Source organism: Rhizobium sp. 05L429 (assembly GCF_056397645.1).
On sequence record NZ_JBFTNV010000016.1, the window covers coordinates 43,457 to 60,586 of the forward strand.

General features: G+C 62.0%; 19 protein-coding genes. 8 read left to right on the forward strand and 11 right to left on the reverse strand.

The window, feature by feature from the left end; translation table 11 throughout:
• Nucleotides 1-456 (forward strand): DCC1-like thiol-disulfide oxidoreductase family protein, encoded by a 456-nt coding sequence (locus AC1DNW_RS18070; RefSeq protein ID WP_113309896.1) that lies wholly within the window; start codon nt 1-3, stop codon nt 454-456.
• A gap of 167 nt (nt 457-623) precedes the next feature.
• Here AC1DNW_RS18070 and AC1DNW_RS18075 read toward each other — a convergent pair whose 3' ends face one another.
• On the reverse strand, nt 624-1,529 hold the full coding sequence (locus tag AC1DNW_RS18075; RefSeq protein WP_477853944.1) for a DUF1499 domain-containing protein: 906 nt from the start codon (nt 1,527-1,529) through the stop codon (nt 624-626).
• 225 nt (nt 1,530-1,754) lie between these two features.
• Here AC1DNW_RS18075 and AC1DNW_RS18080 point away from each other — a divergent pair, with 225 nt between their 5' ends.
• Complete coding sequence (locus tag AC1DNW_RS18080) at nt 1,755-2,144, forward strand: hypothetical protein (protein WP_113297160.1); 390 nt, start codon at nt 1,755-1,757, stop codon at nt 2,142-2,144.
• A gap of 3 nt (nt 2,145-2,147) precedes the next feature.
• Here AC1DNW_RS18080 and AC1DNW_RS18085 read toward each other — a convergent pair whose 3' ends face one another.
• Nucleotides 2,148-2,393 (reverse strand): hypothetical protein, encoded by a 246-nt coding sequence (locus AC1DNW_RS18085; protein WP_113297161.1) that lies wholly within the window; start codon nt 2,391-2,393, stop codon nt 2,148-2,150.
• A 109-nt stretch (nt 2,394-2,502) separates the two neighbouring features.
• Here AC1DNW_RS18085 and AC1DNW_RS18090 point away from each other — a divergent pair, with 109 nt between their 5' ends.
• Nucleotides 2,503-2,700, forward strand: coding sequence for a hypothetical protein (locus AC1DNW_RS18090; protein WP_113297162.1), 198 nt, complete (start codon nt 2,503-2,505; stop codon nt 2,698-2,700).
• A 71-nt stretch (nt 2,701-2,771) separates the two neighbouring features.
• Nucleotides 2,772-3,047, forward strand: coding sequence for a hypothetical protein (locus AC1DNW_RS18095; protein WP_113297163.1), 276 nt, complete (start codon nt 2,772-2,774; stop codon nt 3,045-3,047).
• Here the strand turns inward: AC1DNW_RS18095 and ppdK are convergent.
• The 4 genes from ppdK to AC1DNW_RS18115 all read right to left on the reverse strand — a co-directional run bounded on the left by ppdK (nt 3,041) and on the right by AC1DNW_RS18115 (nt 11,066).
• Nucleotides 3,041-5,707: a pyruvate, phosphate dikinase gene (gene ppdK / locus AC1DNW_RS18100; RefSeq protein WP_477853946.1), complete on the reverse strand. Its 2,667-nt coding sequence runs from the start codon at nt 5,705-5,707 to the stop codon at nt 3,041-3,043. The genes AC1DNW_RS18095 and ppdK overlap by 7 nt on opposite strands.
• Nucleotides 5,708-6,150: 443 nt before the next feature.
• The gene (locus tag AC1DNW_RS18105) at nt 6,151-9,609 is read right to left on the reverse strand and encodes a chromosome segregation SMC family protein (protein ID WP_477853948.1); all 3,459 of its coding nucleotides are present in this window, start codon (nt 9,607-9,609) and stop codon (nt 6,151-6,153) included.
• A 72-nt stretch (nt 9,610-9,681) separates the two neighbouring features.
• Nucleotides 9,682-10,380, reverse strand: coding sequence for a DsbA family protein (locus AC1DNW_RS18110; protein ID WP_477853950.1), 699 nt, complete (start codon nt 10,378-10,380; stop codon nt 9,682-9,684).
• A gap of 197 nt (nt 10,381-10,577) precedes the next feature.
• Nucleotides 10,578-11,066 carry a DUF721 domain-containing protein gene (locus AC1DNW_RS18115; RefSeq protein WP_113309926.1) on the reverse strand — a complete coding sequence of 163 codons (489 nt, stop codon included), beginning with the start codon at nt 11,064-11,066 and terminating at the stop codon, nt 10,578-10,580.
• 97 nt (nt 11,067-11,163) lie between these two features.
• On the opposite strand from AC1DNW_RS18115, the gene mutY reads away from it, so the two are divergent.
• Genes mutY through AC1DNW_RS18130 form a run of 3 tightly spaced genes read left to right on the forward strand, consistent with a single transcriptional unit; the run spans nt 11,164 to nt 13,241 of the window.
• Nucleotides 11,164-12,255: an A/G-specific adenine glycosylase gene (gene mutY / locus AC1DNW_RS18120; protein WP_113309892.1), complete on the forward strand. Its 1,092-nt coding sequence runs from the start codon at nt 11,164-11,166 to the stop codon at nt 12,253-12,255.
• 2 nt (nt 12,256-12,257) lie between these two features.
• Nucleotides 12,258-12,872 (forward strand): HAD family hydrolase, encoded by a 615-nt coding sequence (locus AC1DNW_RS18125; protein WP_113309891.1) that lies wholly within the window; start codon nt 12,258-12,260, stop codon nt 12,870-12,872.
• A 3-nt stretch (nt 12,873-12,875) separates the two neighbouring features.
• Nucleotides 12,876-13,241, forward strand: coding sequence for a nuclear transport factor 2 family protein (locus AC1DNW_RS18130; protein ID WP_113309890.1), 366 nt, complete (start codon nt 12,876-12,878; stop codon nt 13,239-13,241).
• 122 nt (nt 13,242-13,363) lie between these two features.
• Here AC1DNW_RS18130 and AC1DNW_RS18135 read toward each other — a convergent pair whose 3' ends face one another.
• The 3 genes from AC1DNW_RS18135 to AC1DNW_RS18145 all read right to left on the reverse strand — a co-directional run bounded on the left by AC1DNW_RS18135 (nt 13,364) and on the right by AC1DNW_RS18145 (nt 15,329).
• Nucleotides 13,364-14,494, reverse strand: coding sequence for a site-specific DNA-methyltransferase (locus AC1DNW_RS18135; protein ID WP_113309889.1), 1,131 nt, complete (start codon nt 14,492-14,494; stop codon nt 13,364-13,366).
• Nucleotides 14,495-14,643: 149 nt separating this feature from the next.
• A complete protein-coding gene (locus tag AC1DNW_RS18140) occupies nt 14,644-15,003 on the reverse strand; it encodes an antibiotic biosynthesis monooxygenase family protein (RefSeq protein ID WP_113309888.1) in 360 nt (119 codons plus the stop codon).
• A complete protein-coding gene (locus tag AC1DNW_RS18145; protein WP_113309887.1) occupies nt 15,000-15,329 on the reverse strand; it encodes an NIPSNAP family protein in 330 nt (109 codons plus the stop codon). The genes AC1DNW_RS18140 and AC1DNW_RS18145 overlap by 4 nt, the downstream gene beginning before the upstream one ends.
• A 72-nt stretch (nt 15,330-15,401) precedes the next feature.
• Between AC1DNW_RS18145 and AC1DNW_RS18150 the strand changes: the two genes are divergently transcribed.
• Complete coding sequence (locus AC1DNW_RS18150; RefSeq protein WP_113297172.1) at nt 15,402-16,088, forward strand: ArsR/SmtB family transcription factor; 687 nt, start codon at nt 15,402-15,404, stop codon at nt 16,086-16,088.
• On the opposite strand, the gene AC1DNW_RS18155 is transcribed toward AC1DNW_RS18150, so the two are convergent.
• A complete protein-coding gene (locus tag AC1DNW_RS18155; RefSeq protein ID WP_113309886.1) occupies nt 16,085-16,510 on the reverse strand; it encodes a DUF1284 domain-containing protein in 426 nt (141 codons plus the stop codon). The genes AC1DNW_RS18150 and AC1DNW_RS18155 overlap by 4 nt on opposite strands.
• Nucleotides 16,507-17,097: a biotin transporter BioY gene (locus AC1DNW_RS18160; RefSeq protein WP_477853954.1), complete on the reverse strand. Its 591-nt coding sequence runs from the start codon at nt 17,095-17,097 to the stop codon at nt 16,507-16,509. The genes AC1DNW_RS18155 and AC1DNW_RS18160 overlap by 4 nt, the downstream gene beginning before the upstream one ends.
• Between the last annotated feature and the right edge of the window lie 33 nt (nt 17,098-17,130).

A 17,130-nucleotide genomic window follows, 5' to 3' on the forward strand; every position in this document is an offset into this window, starting at 1 on the left:
GTGGCGGCGCGTGCGGATTACAGCTATCGCGACGACCCGTCCGTGCCCGCTTTTGCGGACGATAAGCCGCTTATTCTCTTCGATGGCGAATGCGTCTTCTGCTCCGGCTGGGTGCAGTTCCTGCTGAAGCGGGATACCGGGAAACGCTATCGCTTCATCGTCGCCCAGACGCCGCTCGGCGAGGCGCTCTATCGGCATTACGGGCTGGAGACGCGGAACTACGAGACTAACCTGCTCATCGACACGGGCCGCGCCTATTACAAATCAGATGCGACGCTCCGCATGCTGGAGGGGCTCGCAATGCCGTGGGCCCTGGCCGGAGTGCTGCGGATCGTGCCGCGGCGGATTGTGGATACGGCTTATGGAGTGGTTGCGCGGAACCGGTTGAGGATTGCAGGGCGGCGGGAGAGTTGCATGGTGCCGACGGCTGAGGTGCGGGAGCGGTTTTTGGGGTAGGCTGATGGTTTACACGGCGCTTCATCAAGGATCAGGTGCCAGCGCAATTGACTGCGGCAAGGGCGTTTTAATATGCCTCACCGTATCCCGCTCCTCGCATGGCTCAGGGCGTTCGGCCCTGCAATCGATTCACTGGATCGATTGCTGCTGCTCCGCAGCACCGGGCCTCACCCTCCCGCAATCCCCAATAGTTCTGAATCGAGGGCGGCAAGATATTGCTCGGCCACCTCGGCGCTGAAGCCAAGGTCGTGCTGGCCGTAGCGCGAGGCGACGCGGACGTCGACGAAGGTGGTTTCAGCTTCTTCCCGCAGACGGATGATGAAGTCGAAACGCAGGCCGAGGATGAGGGTGCGGGTCGTGCCCTGCAGCATCACGCCATTGGCGCCGCGGATCAGCTTTGCAACACTATCCTCATAGGGCCGCGGCGTCGGCACGGGGATGACGTCGGGTGAGTCGGCCACACCGCTTTCCGGCTGAGCGGGAACGGGTCTGTCCTCCAGTTCACGGCCGGGCGTCGTATCGCCTTCGCTTTTGGTGATGGTGATGCCGTTCTGCTTGGCAACCTTCTTGACCGCCTCGAGAACGCGGTCGAGTGCACCGTCGTAACGGCGGCCGGTGAGTTCAGGATAGGCGGCAAGCTGCCTCTCGCGGTCGCCGGGGGTAATCACGGGATCGCGCGGCAGCCAGATCTGGTCGRCCTGCGGCAGCGACAGCCAGTCGGGTGCGGCGGTTGTATCCGTCGTCACGTCATAGATCGCCGGCAGGGTGAAATAGCGCTCGGCGGCGAAGGCGCCGATGCCCAGCGGAAAGGCGGCGTAGATCAGTGCAGCCAGCGCATTCAGCCCGCCTTCGGCACCCGTCATCCAGAGGCTGCGCAGGCCGATCGCAGCCAGCAGGGTGGCAAGGATCGCGCATCCAACGGAAACCAGCAGCACCAGGATGAGATAGGGTGTCGCCAGTCCGCCGAAACGATGGGCGATCAGCACCGCCACGGACAGTACAAGTGCAAACGCCCCGAAGTGCCGCGAGAAGCGGGCGGCGCTGGAAATGGGACGATCGAAGCGGATGGCCATTAAATTTACCGGTTGGTCGGCGGCAGCTTTTGAACACATCTGCCACCATCGACTTTTCTAGTGCAAGATTCGTCTAAATTGAAACTCTTGTCTGAGCATTGCCGAAGCAATCCACTTCAAAGGCCAAATCAAAGAGCACGCGATCTCCATAAGCCGTTGCTGATATGCCGTAAAAAGGCCATTCTGCCGGGGTCTCATGTATTTCCCACGAAACAGGAGAGACAGATGATCTCATCCGAGACGATGGAAAGGCCGCGGGCTTCCTCGCTTGGCGGCATCGACCGCGCCGAGCCGCTGCTACCGCTGGAACTGCTCGAGCTCGAACTTTCGCTGGAAGGCTATGCTGACGGCGAAGCCGGCTTCTGCGAGGCGGTGCGCAAGGCGGCGACCGAAACCCGTGGCGAATTTCTCTTCGACCTGCCGGCGGCGGGCCTCATCGAGGATTGCCGGCGCATCGCGGTTCTGCGCATCCCGACATCGGACAATAAGATGCGCGTGGTTCTTGCCCTGCTCGACCAGAACGGTGCGGAAATCCGCATGCAGGCGCCCGACGCGGATACGGAGCATCTGGTGCGTTTTGCCGATGCCTTCATCGAGGTGCTGGAGCGAATCTAGGCGTCAGTCACGGCCGGCTGCAGCCTCCGCCAGCGAGCGGAAGGGAAACTTGCGGCCGCATTCGCATTTCAGCATGAATGTTTCCGGATGGACCGAAGGCCGCTGCACGAAGAAGCCTCGCGGCAGTTGATCCACCTTGAAGTCGGGGGTTTTGCGCTTGGCGTCGTCGATCTCGGAGGCTTCGGCAAAGCCGCTGTTGCCGCATTGCGGGCAGGTAAGTTTCTTCGAGAATCGATCGCGTATCGCCATGGTGCTCTTTCCAGTGCTGCTGTCTTTGCTCTTACATAGGAACGCATGGCGGCGAAAGTGGAACCAAGCATGCTTCCTGCCGTTCCTTCTCTAACGAAGGAGGCAAATCATGCCGAATAGAGACCCCATTCCCACTCCCGGTGCAGAGTCGCCACTTGGCCCGCAACCGACGCCGGGCATTCCCGACCGCAGTCGGGAAAAGCCGCCGCTGACGCCGGCACAGGATCCGAGCGATACCAAGAACCCGCAGGACCCGCCGCTGGATCCGGCGCTGCTGCCGATAGGCGACCCGGCAGGCGCGGCCTGATATAGTCAGGTTGACGACGCCAGGCAGATGGACTTTCTTGGCCGGACGTTCATGCTCCAAGGAATCGACCGATGCGCCCATATGTCCTGCCGCTTCTTGCTGTTCTGGCCGCAGCTCTGGCCGCCTGTCAGACGCTAACGCCCGAGGAGCGGCGGGCACGTGACGAGCAGACCTGCTTCGGCTACGGCTTCAAGCGCGGGACAGACGGGTTTGCCACGTGCCTGCAGCGCATCGATCTAGACCGCCGCGCCCAGGCTCGCTACGACAGCGATTGGGTGATGGCCGACATGGCCTATAATCTGAACGGTCCCTACGTTTACCCGCGCTATTATCGCTATCGTCACTGAGCGCCAGAGATGACGGCCTGCGCTGCTGCGAGCCGGGCGATCGGCACGCGGAAGGGCGAACAGGAGACATAGTCGAGGCCGATCGTCTCGCAGAAATGGATCGAGGCAGGATCGCCGCCATGCTCGCCGCAGATGCCGAGCTTCATGTCATTGCGCGTGCGCCGGCCGCGCTCGGCAGCGATACGAATCAGCTCGCCAACCCCGTCGAAATCCAAGGATATGAAGGGATCATGCTCGATGATGCCCTTGCGCTGGTAGGTTGGGATGAAAGCCGAAGCATCGTCGCGTGAAATGCCGAAGGTGGTCTGCGTCAAATCGTTGGTGCCGAAGGAAAAGAATTCGGCCACTTCGGCAATGACATGGGCGCGCAGTGCTGCGCGCGGCAGTTCGATCATCGTGCCAACCAGATAGTCGATGCGCATTTTGGCCTCCAACATGACGTCTTGCGCCACGGCATCGATCTTCGCCTTCACATAATCCAGTTCGGAACGCAGGCCGACAAGCGGCACCATGATTTCGGGAACGACGGCGGCGCCGGTTTCCTGCGCTGCCGCGACGGCCGCTTCGAAGATGGCGCGAGCCTGCATCTCGACAATTTCAGGATAGGAGATGGCAAGGCGGCAACCGCGATGGCCGAGCATGGGATTGAACTCGTGCAGCGCATCGACGCGCTGGCGAAGTGCTACAGGCTCCATGCCCATGGCATAAGCGACTTCGGCAATCTCCTCGTCCGTCTTCGGCAGGAATTCGTGCAGCGGCGGATCGAGCAGGCGGATCGTCACCGGCAGGCCGTGCATGACGGTGAACAGGCCGGTGAAATCGCTCCGTTGCATGGGAAGCAGCTTGTCGAGCGCTCCCCGCCTGCCCTTCTCGTCTTCGGCAAGGATCATCTCGCGCATGGCATGGATGCGCTCGCCCTCGAAAAACATGTGCTCGGTGCGGCAAAGCCCAATGCCCTCGGCGCCGAAGGAGCGGGCGGCGCGGGCATCGGCCGGCGTGTCGGCATTGGTGCGCACAGTCATGCGCCGCGCGCGGTCTGCCCAGCCCATGATGCGGCCGAAATCACCTGACAGTTCCGGCTGGATCATCGGCACCTCGCCCTTCAGCACCTGGCCGGCCGAACCATCGATGGTGATGACGTCGCCCTTCTTCAACGTGACGCCGATACCGATCAGACGCTCGTTGCGGGCATCGATGCGCATGGTGCCGGCGCCGACGACGCAAGGAATGCCCATGCCGCGGGCAACGACAGCTGCATGGCTGGTCATGCCGCCGCGCGTCGTCAGGATGCCCTCGGCGGCATGCATGCCGTGAATGTCTTCCGGGCTGGTCTCGACGCGCAGCAGGATAACCTTGCGTCCCTCGGCTTCCGCCTCGACCGCCTMTTCCGCCGTGAAGACGATCTCGCCGGTGGCAGCCCCTGGCGAGGCAGGCAGACCGGTGCCGATCACCTGGCGGCTGACGCGCGGATCGATGGTCGGATGCAGGAGCTGGTCGAGTGACGATGGCTCGATGCGCAGCACGGCCTCTTTCTCGGTAATCACGCGCTCGTCGACCATGTCGACGGCAATCTTCATTGCCGCGCGTGTCGAGCGTTTGCCGGAGCGTGTCTGCAACATCCAGAGCTTGCCGCGCTCGATGGTGAATTCGATGTCCTGCATATCGCGGTAATGGGCTTCGAGCTCGTCGCAGATACGACCGAACTCGGCAAAGGCCTCCGGCATCAGCTTTTCCATCGAGGGCTTTTCGGAGCCTGAGGCGATGCGCCCTTCTTCGGTGATGCTCTGCGGCGTGCGGATGCCGGCGACGACGTCCTCGCCCTGTGCATTGACGAGGAATTCGCCGTAAAGCAGCTTCTGCCCGGTCGAGGGATTGCGGGTGAAGGCGACACCCGTGGCCGATGCATTGCCGAGGTTACCGAAGACCATGGCCTGGATATTGACCGCCGTGCCCCAGGCTTCCGGAATATTGTGAAGCTGGCGGTAGGTAACGGCGCGTGCGCTCATCCAGCTCGAAAACACCGCGCCGACGGCACCCCAGAGCTGGACCGCCGGATCCTGCGGGAAAGCCTCATCCAGCTCTTCCTCGATCAGCGCCTTGTAGAGCGAAACGACATGCTGCCATTCGGAAGCGTTGAGTTCGGTATCAAACTCGTGGCCCAGGCGACCCTTCTCATCCTCGAGGATTTCCTCGAAGAGGTCATTGCCGAGACCCATGACGACGTCGGCATACATCTGGATAAAGCGGCGATAACTATCCCAGGCGAAGCGTGCGTCGCCGGCATCGTGGCCGAGCGCCTGCACCGTCTCATCGTTCAGGCCGAGATTGAGCACCGTATCCATCATGCCCGGCATGGAAACGCGCGCGCCCGACCGCACGGAAAGTAGAAGGGGCCGTTTGCCCGAGCCGAAACGATGGCCGGTGATCTCCTCGATGCCGGCAATGCCTGCGAGAACCTGCTGTTTCAGGTCAGGATCGATCTTGCGGCCGTTCTTGTAATAGGTGGTGCAGGCTTCACTGACGATGGTCAGGCCAGGAGGAACCGGGAGACCAAGGCTGCACATTTCTGCGAGATTGGCGCCCTTGCCGCCAAGAACCTCCTTGTCTCGCGCCCGGCCCTCAGCCTGTCCATTGCCGAACGTATAGACCCACTTGGTCATCTTTCCCCCAACACCATTTCGGGGACCAGCTTAATCCCTTGGTGTTGAAATGAAAATCGACAAATGCGGCGAAATGTTGCGTCGCACAATAAATCCCCTGACAGGGTGCAGAATCAAACGATTGAAAATGGCGGGGCGCAAAAAGGCGCATAAAAAAAAGCTTTGCGGGACTGCAACAACTGTCCCGCAAAGCCTTGTTTCCGTCCGGCCAGGAAAACCGGACGGGGGGTCCATTTAATGCMTTGAGGCCTTCGGTCCCCCACCCCAATCCGAAGGCAGCATTGCAAATTCCACTGAGCGCAACGATCGATTGCTACTTATCCGCAATGACGCGGTTGCGCTAAAACAACTTCTAATGCAATGCGCGCAAAAGAGCATCACCCAAATGGGGTACGCAGCCGATGTGGAGGTGACCTTTTTTGGTCTTTAATTAAAATGCCGCCTCAAGCCGTCTCACGGAGACGCTCTGCAGTCTGCAAATCGACCGAGACAAGCTGGGAAACACCCTGCTCAGCCATCGTGACACCAAAGAGGCGATTCATGCGMGCCATGGTGATGGGATTGTGGGTAATGATGACGAATCGGGTCTCGGTGGAAGCCGCCATCTCGTCCATCAGATTGCAGTAACGCTCGACATTGTGGTCGTCGAGCGGCGCGTCCACCTCGTCCAGCACACAAATCGGGGCAGGATTGGTGAGGAAGACTGCAAAGATCAGCGCCATTGCCGTCAGCGCCTGTTCGCCGCCTGACAGCAGCGTCATGGTCTGCGGCTTCTTGCCCGGCGGGCGGGCAAKAATTTCGAGGCCGGCTTCCAGCGGATCATCGGATTCGATCAGCTGCAGCTCCGCCGTGCCGCCGCCGAAAAGGTGCGTGAAGAGGCGCTGGAACTGCGCATTGACGACATCGAAGGCAGCGATCAGGCGTTCGCGACCCTCGCGGTTGAGGCTCTGGATCGCGCCGCGCAGCTTGCGGATGGCATCGATGACGTCGTCGCGCTCCTTGATGAGTGTCTCCAGCTTCTCGGTGAGTTMTTTCTGCTCCTCGTCGGCCCGCAGGTTCACGGCACCCAGTCGCTCGCGCTCTATCCGCAGCCGCTCCACCTCGCGCTCGACCTCGTGCGGATCGGGCAAGGTCTGCAGTCCCGGCCGGCCGGCAAGGCGCAGCGCCTCGTGCGGGGCCACGTTCAGCGCCTCGCGGATACGCTGCTCGCTTTCCTGCCGCCTCTCGCGGGCGGAGACGAGGCGCTCCTCGGCGCGGCCGCGGCGCTCGCGGCTTTCGGCAAGTTCGGAGAGCGCGGTCGCTGCCTTGTGGTCGGCATCGCGCTGCAGAAGTTCGGCCTGCGCCAAGAGATCGGCGGCATGGCGGCGAGCTTCCTCGGCCTTCTGCAACTCCGTCAGCAAAGCGCGGCGCTTGTCGTCGAATTCGTCCGGCGCCATCTCGAGTTCGGCGGCTTCCTCGCGGGCCTCCTCTTCGCGCTCGCGCAGCGTTGCGATGTGATCCTCGGCGCTGGCGGCCCGCTGACGCCATGTCTCGCGCTCCTGGGCGATGGCGACGATGCGGCGCTGACGGGCGTCGTTCTCCCGGTTCAGGCTCTCGTGACGGGCACGGGCTTCAGCAAGCGCGCCGCGATCCGTCGCGACCTCGGCCTGCTGGAAACGCAGCCGCTCGTCGAGCACGGTCAGGTCAGGCGCATCCTCCAGCTCGATGCGGGCGTTCTCGTCCTGAACGGCGACGTCCTCGAGCTGCGCCTGTAACTGGCTGACGGCTTCGGCGACGACATCGCGGCGGCGAATCAGATCGCCCGAGGCACGTTCTGCGGCGGCGAGCGCCTCTCGCGCCTCGGCCAGATGACGGGCGGACAGACGGTTCATGTCGCGGGCCTCCGTCAGCCTGCGCTCCTCCTCGCGGATGGTATCGGTGGCGGCGGCAAGGCGCTCCTCGGCCTCGCTCAGAACGTCGCGGGCAAGCTCCGCCTCGCCCTCCAGCTCGGCAAGGCGATTCTTCTGGGCAAGGCGCAAAGCCGCGGCACTCGGCGCATCTGCGCCTGCGATATGGCCATCCCAGCGATAGACAGCGCCTTCCTTGGTCACCAAGCGCTGGCCGGCCTTGAGTTCCTTCACCAGACGCTGCGCGTCGGCGTCGATGACCAGACCGATCTGGCGCAGCCGACGGATCAGCGCAGCGGGGGCGCGGACGTGGTTCAGCAGGGGCGCGGCGCCGGCAGGAAGAGCCGGATCATCGGAGCCATCGCCGTTTTCCGACCAGTGGGCGGGCGCATTCGGATCGAGCGGGGATTCGAGATCATCTCCGAGTGCGGCACCGAGCGCCGTCTCGAAACCGCGATCGACCTTCAGCTCCTCGGCAACCGGCGGAAATTCGCCTGCTGCAGCGCCGGCCAGCATACGCTGGATAGTACGGGCTTCCGTTTCCAGCGCATTGAGCTTGCTGCGTGCCTGTTCGACTGGCGCGCGGGAGAGCGCTTCCGTCTGGCGCGCAGTTGCGAGCGCCTGCTCGACGGACTGGATCGTAGCCTCAGCTTCGGCGACGGCAATCTCGCCCGCCTCGACCACAGCGCGCTTCTCGTCCGGATCCGGCAATGTGGCGATCTTCTGCTCGACGCCGGCAAGTTCGCGGTTTGCTTCGTCCATCTGGCGCTCAAGTCGCAGCTTGCGCTCGGCAAGATCACGGATGGCGCGCTCCAGCTGATTGCGGCCGGCAGCGGCTTCAGCGCGCTCTGCCGTCAGGCTGGTGAAGACGCGTTCGCTGTCGGCAAGCTTTACGGCCGCCTCTTCGAAAGCCTGCCGTGTCTCTTCGGCATGACGGCCGGAATCGGCGAGGATGTCAGCGATATCGGCCTCTTCGGCATCGAGTCTCGCGAGGATGGCGGCATTGTCGGCGACGAGCCGTTCCTCGCGCCTGATGTCTTCGGAAAGCTGCGCCAGACGGCGAGTAAGCTCGTCACGGCGGCGCAGGATGCGATTGGCATCCTCCTCGAGCTGGCTTCGGGCGATCTGCAGGCGTTGGAGCGCTGCGGCCGCCCGCGCCTCGCCCTCGCGCAGCTCGGGCAGTTTCAGGCTGGCAATGCCCTGGTTCTTCGCCGCTTCCATCTGGTTCTGCGCCTTTTCGGCGACGACGACGGTTGCCTGGTTGAGCGCGCTATCGGCTTCGCCTTCGGCCTCCTTCGCCTGCACCCAGCGGATATGCAGCAGCATCGCCTCCCGGGCGCGGATATCGGCAGAGAGCGTTTTGAAGCGGTTTGCTTGACGGGCCTGACGCTTCAGGCTCTCGATCTGGTTTTCGAGCTGCGAGGTGACGTCATCCAGCCGCTCCAGATTGCTTTCGGCGGCGCRCAGGCGAAGCTCGGCCTCGTGGCGGCGGGAATGCAGGCCGGAGATACCGGCCGCCTCTTCCAAGAGCTGCCGGCGGGCCTGCGGCTTTGCGGCTATCAACTCGCCGATACGCCCTTGCCCGACCATGGAGGGAGAGCGCGCGCCAGTGGAGGCATCGGCGAAGAGAAGCTGCACATCCTTGGCACGGCTTTCCTTACCGTTGATGCGATAGATCGACCCCTGCTCACGCTCGATGCGACGTGTGACCTGGATTTCATCGCTGTCGTTGAAGGCAGCGGGCGCAGTGCGCTCACCGTTATCGAGATAAAGCGCGACTTCCGCTGTGTTGCGCGCCGGCCGGTTTCCCGAGCCGGAGAAGATGACGTCGTCCATGCCCGACGCGCGCATATTCTTGTAGGAATTCTCGCCCATGACCCAACGCAGGGCTTCGACGAGATTGGACTTGCCGCAGCCGTTCGGCCCGACGACACCCGTCAGGCCGCGCTCGATGATGAATTCGGTCGGTTCGACGAAGGATTTGAAGCCGACAAGGCGAAGCTTGTTGAACTTCATGCCACCGCCTCATCAGACGAAAAAGCGGGCGCACGGCTTTCGCCGTCGCCCGCCTTCGCAAAACGGTACGGATCAGAGGAGGCTGTCGATGAGGGCCGACAAGGTGTCAACCGGCATGTCTCCAGAGTAGCGCTTGCCATTGATGAGGAACGTCGGCGTGGCATTGACGCCGAAGTCCTTGGAACCGCGTTCCCGCGTGGCGTTCACTTCATCCAGCAGTTTCTGGTTCGTCAAGCACTTCGTGAAGCTATCCTCAGTAAATCCGGCAAGCTTCGACATTTGCAGCAATGCGCCGCGGCCGTCATCGGCGGCAGCCCAGACCTGTTGCTGCTTGAAAAGCATGGCGACCATCGGGAAATACTGCTCCGGCGTTGCGAGCTCTTCAGGCTTCTGCGRGTTGCAGCGAGCGAGCATGAAGGCGGCAGCAGCGCGCGGATCGAAGGGGAATTCGCGCAGGACGAACTCCACCTTGCCGGTGTCGACGTATTTCTGCTTGATGGTATCGAAGGTGGTGTTGTGGAAGTGGGCGCAGTGCGGGCAGGTCATCGACATATATTCGACGATCTTGACCGGGGCATCGGTCTTGCCGAGCGCCATTTCCGGCAGCGTTCCCGGGGTCATGACCTTGGCCATGTCCACATCGCCATCCGGCTTCGGGATTTCTGGGGCTGCCTGCGCCTGCGCCGTACCGTATACCGCCATGGATGCGGTTGCGGCGGCGACACCGCCCAGAAGCTGGCGTTTCGTCAGTTGCATTTCAGAGATGCGCATGGTTTCCCCATAAACAAGTGTGGCAGCTGCTTGTGCGATATAACGGCCAGAAGCCGCGAACAAGGCACGCTTCGCCAACTTTCTTCAAAGAATTGTGACCTGCGAAAGACGAACAGTCAAAAGGGTGCAAGATTTCGCGTTATCGGTACACATCGCAGCGATTGCCGACGCGCAGGATCAGATTCCTGGCACGAAACCTATTTGCCGCGCTTGCCCAATACCGCCGTACCGAGGCGGGCGATCGCCTGGCGCAGTTTGTCGTCCTCTATGCCCTGCATCATGCCTTCCAGCTTGCGGGCGGCTTCGCCCTTCAGCGGCGGGGGTGGGCGAGAGCGTTTGACCTGCTGGTAGACCGGCTTCTGGACGATGCGGATCTGCTGGACGGCGGCGAAGCCGAAGAAGCTATTGATGCGCTGGATGAGTTCGCCTTGCGCGTGGGTGAGGAAAAGGGCGCGCGCGCCTTCGCAGGCAACGGTCAGCACACCGGGTCGGAAGCTGCCGTCATCACCGCCGCGCGCCCAGGCGATCTTTTCCGGCCGGGTACAATCGGCGAAATCCTCGCCGGCGATTTCGTCCCATGAGCCGAGAAGCGCGCTGTTGATGCCGGCACGACGAGCGAGAACGGGATCGATGATGCCGTTCGTCAGCTCGGAAATCTGCTTTTCACCTTTGCGTGGATAACTCATCGAAACCTTGGTAAATGGCGGCCATTCGAGGCTACCGGCTTGATCGCGCCGCACTGCTTCGCCAAGTATAGAGCACTTCCCCCGATCGCGGCAAATAATGACGATACATACACTGGACGCGCCGACCGCCTCCTCTCTCCTCGAATGGTATGACCGCCATCATCGCGACCTGCCGTGGCGGGTTTCGCCGCCCATGGCCAAACGCGGCATCAAGGCGAATCCCTATCGCGTCTGGCTGTCCGAAGTGATGCTGCAGCAGACGACAGTGCAGGCGGTAAAGCCCTACTTTGCCAATTTCCTGATGAAGTGGCCGACAGTGACCGATCTCGCAAAAGCGCCTGGTGAAGAGGTGATGGCCGCCTGGGCGGGGCTTGGCTACTACGCGCGGGCGCGCAATCTGAAGAAATGCGCCGAGGCCGTTGTGAGCCAGCATGGCGGCATCTTTCCTGATACCGAAGAGGGGCTGAAAGCCCTGCCCGGCATCGGCGATTATACCGCGGCGGCGGTCGCGGCAATCGCCTTCAACCGGCAGGCGGCCGTGATGGACGGCAATGTGGAACGGGTGATCTCACGGCTCTATGCCATCGCCACACCGCTTCCGGCAGGCAAGCCGCTGATGCGTCAGAAGGTGGCGCTGCTGACGCCGGCCGATCGGCCTGGCGATTTCGCCCAGGCGATGATGGATCTCGGCGCGACGATCTGCACGCCGAAGCGCCCGGCCTGCTCGCTCTGTCCCTTCAACGGATCGTGCGAGGCTCTGCGGCTGCATGATCCCGAGCAGTTTCCGGTCAAGGCCGCCAAAAAGGAAAAACCGGTCCGACGCGGTGCGGCCTTCGTCGCAGTCACTTCCGATGGTGATATCCTGCTGCGACGGCGCATCGAAAGCGGCCTGCTGGGCGGCATGACGGAAATTCCGACGACGGCGTGGACTGCGCGGCAGGACGGAGAGACGTCAACGGAAGCGGCTCCTTTCAATGCTGACTGGCAAAGTTCGGGCACCGTGACGCACGTCTTCACCCATTTCGAACTCAGGCTTTCGATCTTCCGCGCGGCGATTGCCGACCGCGTTCAAATCAATGACGGATGGTGGGAGCCGGTTACAAATCTTGAAGCTCAGGCGCTCCCGACTATCATGAAAAAAGCGATCGCAGCGGCTATTCCTCTCGCGTTCAAAACAGCCAAGGGATGATTATGGCAAACGACATCAAGCATATCGTTTTCGATATCGGCAAAGTTCTTATTCATTACGATCCGCTTCTTCCCTTCAGCCGCCTCATTCCCGATGAGGCCGAGCGCAACTGGTTTTTTGCCAATGTCTGCACCCACGACTGGAACGTCGAGCAGGACCGCGGCCGCACCTGGGCGGATGCCGAAGCATTGCTGATCGAGCAGCATCCGACCCGCGAAGAGCATATCCGCGGCTTCCGCAAGCATTGGCACGAGATGGTGCCGCATGCCTATGAAGACAGCGTCGCGATCATGGAAGGCTTCATCGATGAAGGCCGGGACGTGACGATGCTCACGAACTTCGCCTCTGATACGTTCCGCGAGGCGCAGGAGCGCTTCGCCTTCCTTAGGAAACCCCGTGGCGTGACCGTTTCCGGGGATGTCGGCCTCATCAAGCCGGATATCGCGATCTACGAAACGCATGTGAAGAGCTTCGGCCTCGATCCGGCCGCGACGATCTTCATCGATGATGCACCTGCCAATATCGAAGGTGCCAAGGCTGCCGGCTGGAATGCCGTGCTCTTTAGCGGCGCCGACAAATTGCGCGCCGATCTCGCCACCTACGGACTGAAGGCATGAGCCATGAGCTTCGACCCCGCAACGGCCATCGACCGCTTCCACGCCGCGATCAACGATCTCGATTTTCCTGAAATCGAAAACTGGTTCGCCGAGGATGCGACCTATGTCTCCAACGGCGTCGGCAGCCTTGCCGGCCGGGCCGAGATCATGGCCGCATTCCGCCGCTACTTCGATGATTATCCGGATCAGACAGCCGAAAATTCGCTGGTCGAGAGGCTGACGCCGCTCTCCGGCCGTGCCGTGTGGTCCGTCCGGGCGACGCACAGCCAGACCGGAAAGCCGCTGATCCGCGAGGGCGAGGAAACAATCACCTTCAACGAAGACGGCAAGGTCACGCGGGTCGATGTGACTGACTATCAGGAGTTCTGAAGAAGAGTTCCAGTTCTGAAACAAGAAGCCCGGGGTCCTTCGACTCCGGGCTTCTTTTTCTTCTTCCGTAACTGGAGGTACAAACCGGAAGAAGGGTTAGTATCAACCTTGCAAGGTGCTGCTCAGCCCACCTTTGCGAGATCACTGCGGATGACGGACCGCAATTCGTCGATCGGGCGCAGGGATTGCCCGTCGTCGAAGTGCCAGAAGGTCCATCCGTTGCATGCATCAAGGCCCTGCACTTTCGCGCCGAGGCGATGAATGGAGCCGGCTTCGCCGCCCGAGGCGACAGTGCCATCGGCGCGCACCACAGCACTGTAGCGCCGCTTGGCATCCGTCAGCACCTGGCCGGGCTTGATGAGGCCGCTTTCGACCAGCACGTTGAAGGCGACGCGGGCTTCGGCCTTCTTGCCGGTCATGACAGTCAGTTCCGCCTTGCCGAGCGGCTCGACGGCGGCGATGCGGGCAGAGGCCGCATCGATATAGTCCTGCTCGCGCTCGATGCCGACGAAGTGCCGGCCAAGGCGCTTGGCGACGGCGCCGGTCGTTCCCGAACCAAAGAAGGGATCGAGGATGATATCGCCGGGCTTGGAGGAAGCCATGATGACGCGGGCAAGCAGCGCTTCCGGCTTCTGGGTCGGATGGGCCTTCTTGCCATCCTCGCCCTTCAGGCGCTCGTTGCCACTGCAGATCGGGAACAGCCAGTCGGAGCGCATCTGCACGTCGTCATTGGCGGCCTTCATGGCATCGTAGTTGAAGGTGTATCCCTTGGCCTTGGCGTTCGGGCTTGCCCAGATCATCGTCTCATGGGCGTTCTGGAAACGGCGGCCCTTGAAATTCGGCATCGGGTTGGTCTTGCGCCAGACGATGTCGTTCAAGATCCAGAAGTTCAGATCCTGCAGCGTGGCACCGACGCGGAAGATGTTGTGATAGGAGCCGATGACCCAGATCGTGCCCGTCGGCTTCAGCACGCGGCGGCAGGCAAGGAGCCAGGCGCGGGTGAAAGCGTCATAGGCCTCGAAGGAGGCGAACTGGTCCCACTCGTCATCGACGGCGTCGACCAACGACTGGTCCGGCCGGTGCAGCGTGCCGCCGAGCTGGAGATTGTAGGGCGGATCGGCAAAGATGACGTCAACGGACTGGCTCGGAAGAGCCTCAAGGGCTGCAACGCAATCACCCTTGATGATCGTGTCGACCCAAGAGCCCGGCTTGACGGAAGTCTTGAGGTCGGCAAGCGGATAAACAGACGCCATGTAGATACTCACCCATACGCTTTACGCTTAACTGTCCGTTATGGTTACGCAAGTTGGTTACCAAAGCCTGAAGCGGTGGCCGATTTCGGGAAAATATTCCGCTTGGCGTATCAATGAGAGGCGGACGCATGACCGCGCCCACCCCAATTTCACTCCGCCGCATGGGGCATGTGGACCTGCCTGCTATCATCGGGGGCCTCGGCACGCTCGACCATGCCATAGTCCCTGACAACATGGCCGATGCGCAGGCGATAATCGGCGAAAATGCCGCCGCGGCCAGCCTTTTGCGCTGCCCGATGGGCTTCTAGGTTGCGCCACTCGCGCACCGCCTCTTCGTCTCGGAAGAAGGAGAGCGAGAGGATCTTGCCACGCATCGTCAGGCTCTCGAAACGCTCTATGGAAATGAAGCCATCGATCTTTTCAAGCTCGGATCTGAGTTCGCCGGCAAGGTCCAGATATCTGTGGCGCTCACCGACATAGGTGATGACTTCGAAGATGACGGCGATCATGCCAGCACCAGGCTGGCATGCGGGGCCGAGACATTCTTCAGGAAGATGCGGTCCTCTTTCAGAATGAAGCGCTCGCGACGGGCGAATTCGTAGTTCTCCCGGCCGAGCGGATCGGCGGCAAGCCGTGCGCGATAGGCCTCGTAGGCTGCCAGATTTTCAATGTTGTAGACGCCATAGGCGGTCGTCGCCGAACCCTCATGCGGGCCGAAATAGCCGACCAGGTCCGCACCGTTTCGCGGGATCGCCTGGCCCCAATTGCGGGCATATTCGGCAAAGGCGTCTTTTCTGAAGGGATCGATCTCGTAGCGGATGAAGCAGGTGATCATCGGTTTTCTCCTCTCGTGTGAGAGGCGTTTTCGCACATTGCGGTACGGAGATGCTTCGGTTACGATCGAAGTATGAAGGAAGGACCTGACATTGCGCAGATCGGTGCGCTCATCGGTGATCCGGCCCGCGCCAACATGCTGGCGGCCCTGACCGGTGGCCGCGCGCTGACCGCAACAGAGCTTGCGGCCGCCGGCGGCATCACGCTGCAGACGGCAAGCTCACATCTCTCGAAGCTCGAATCCGGCGGTCTGCTTGCCCAGCGCAAGCAGGGACGCCACCGCTATTTCACCCTTGCCGACGAGGCGGTGGCCCGGCTGATCGAAAGCATGATGGGCCTTGCCGCTAGCCGAGGGCATCTGCGCCACCAGCCCGGCCCGAAGGACCCGGCGTTGCGCAAGGCGCGCATCTGCTACGACCACCTCGCCGGCGATTTTGGCGTGCGCATGCTGGACAGCCTGGTTGCGACGGGATCGATCGATGCCATCGGCGACGGGCTCGCAGTGACGGCCAAGGGCGAGAGCGATCTGCAATGTATCGGCATCGATGTCGGCAGCCTCAAATCCTCGCGCCGGCCGCTCTGCCGCTCCTGCCTCGACTGGAGCGAACGCCGCGCCCACCTCGCCGGCAGCCTCGGCAAGGCATTGCTCGCGAATTTCATGGAAAAGGGCTGGGCACGGCGAATGCCGGAAAGCCGGTCGGTGATGTTCTCCACCGAAGGCGAGCGGCAGTTTCTGAAATTGTTTCCGCTGGAAACCTAGCAAGGCGCTACCAGCACATTCCGGAAATGACCATGTGCGACCGTGCTGCAGAGTTCGCTCCATTCGCAATCCTCGCAGGCATTGCGGATGGTATCGGCAGCGAAACCGCGGCGTAGTCTTTTCAGCAGGGCCTTATCGGGAATGAGGCGAGCGCCCTCATCTACCCGCATGCCCAACAGCCTGCCCACAGCTTCGGCGGCAGCTTCGTCCCTGGTCTTCGGACCGGGCAGCAAGCAATGCGCCGAAGCCCCGGACAACAAGGGAGCACAGATATCATCGGGGCCGGAGACGATTTCGATCTCCTCTCCGGCCGAGAGACGCTCTGCGATGCGGCGGTAGTTGGCGGTGAAGGCCGGAGTGTAGCCTTCACCGACAAATGTCAGCATGCAGAGCAGATGATGGGCGCGCAGCCTGACGGTCAATGCAGCTCTGCCCGGCCGCCATAAATGCGGATGCCCTTGAGCACCGCCGCAGCAAGTGCAGACTTCAGCACGCCGCCGAGGATGAAGGGCGCGACGCCGAGCAGCCAGCCTTTTTCGGCACCGATCAGCGAACCGAGATAGAGGCCACCGAGCGCAAGGCAGAAGATGTTTGCGGCAAAGTGGGCGGTGAAGCTTCTGATAATCTTGTCGCCCGTCCAGCCGCGTTCGGCGAGCCAGCCGACCATCAGCGCCATCAGCGGAAAGGCAACGAGATAACCGGCCGTCGGGCCGGCAAAGGGCGCAAGGCCGCCTGAGCCGTTTGCGAGTACCGGTGCGCCAAGCATGGCTTCGCCGAGCCAAGCGAGAACGGTAAGCGTGCCGAGGCGCCAGCCATAGAGCGCGCCGATCATGGTGACGGCGAATGTCTGCATGGTGATCGGCACCGGCACCATCGGCACCGCTATCTGCGAGGCAAGCGCMAACACCAGCGTGCCGGCCAGAACGAAGAGATATTTGACCGCTAGCGACCGTGCGGAGAGGCGCAGCGGATCGAATGCCAGGTGACGGGGCTGGTCAGAGACGGACATGAAATTCTCCTTTTCAAAATTATAGATAATTTT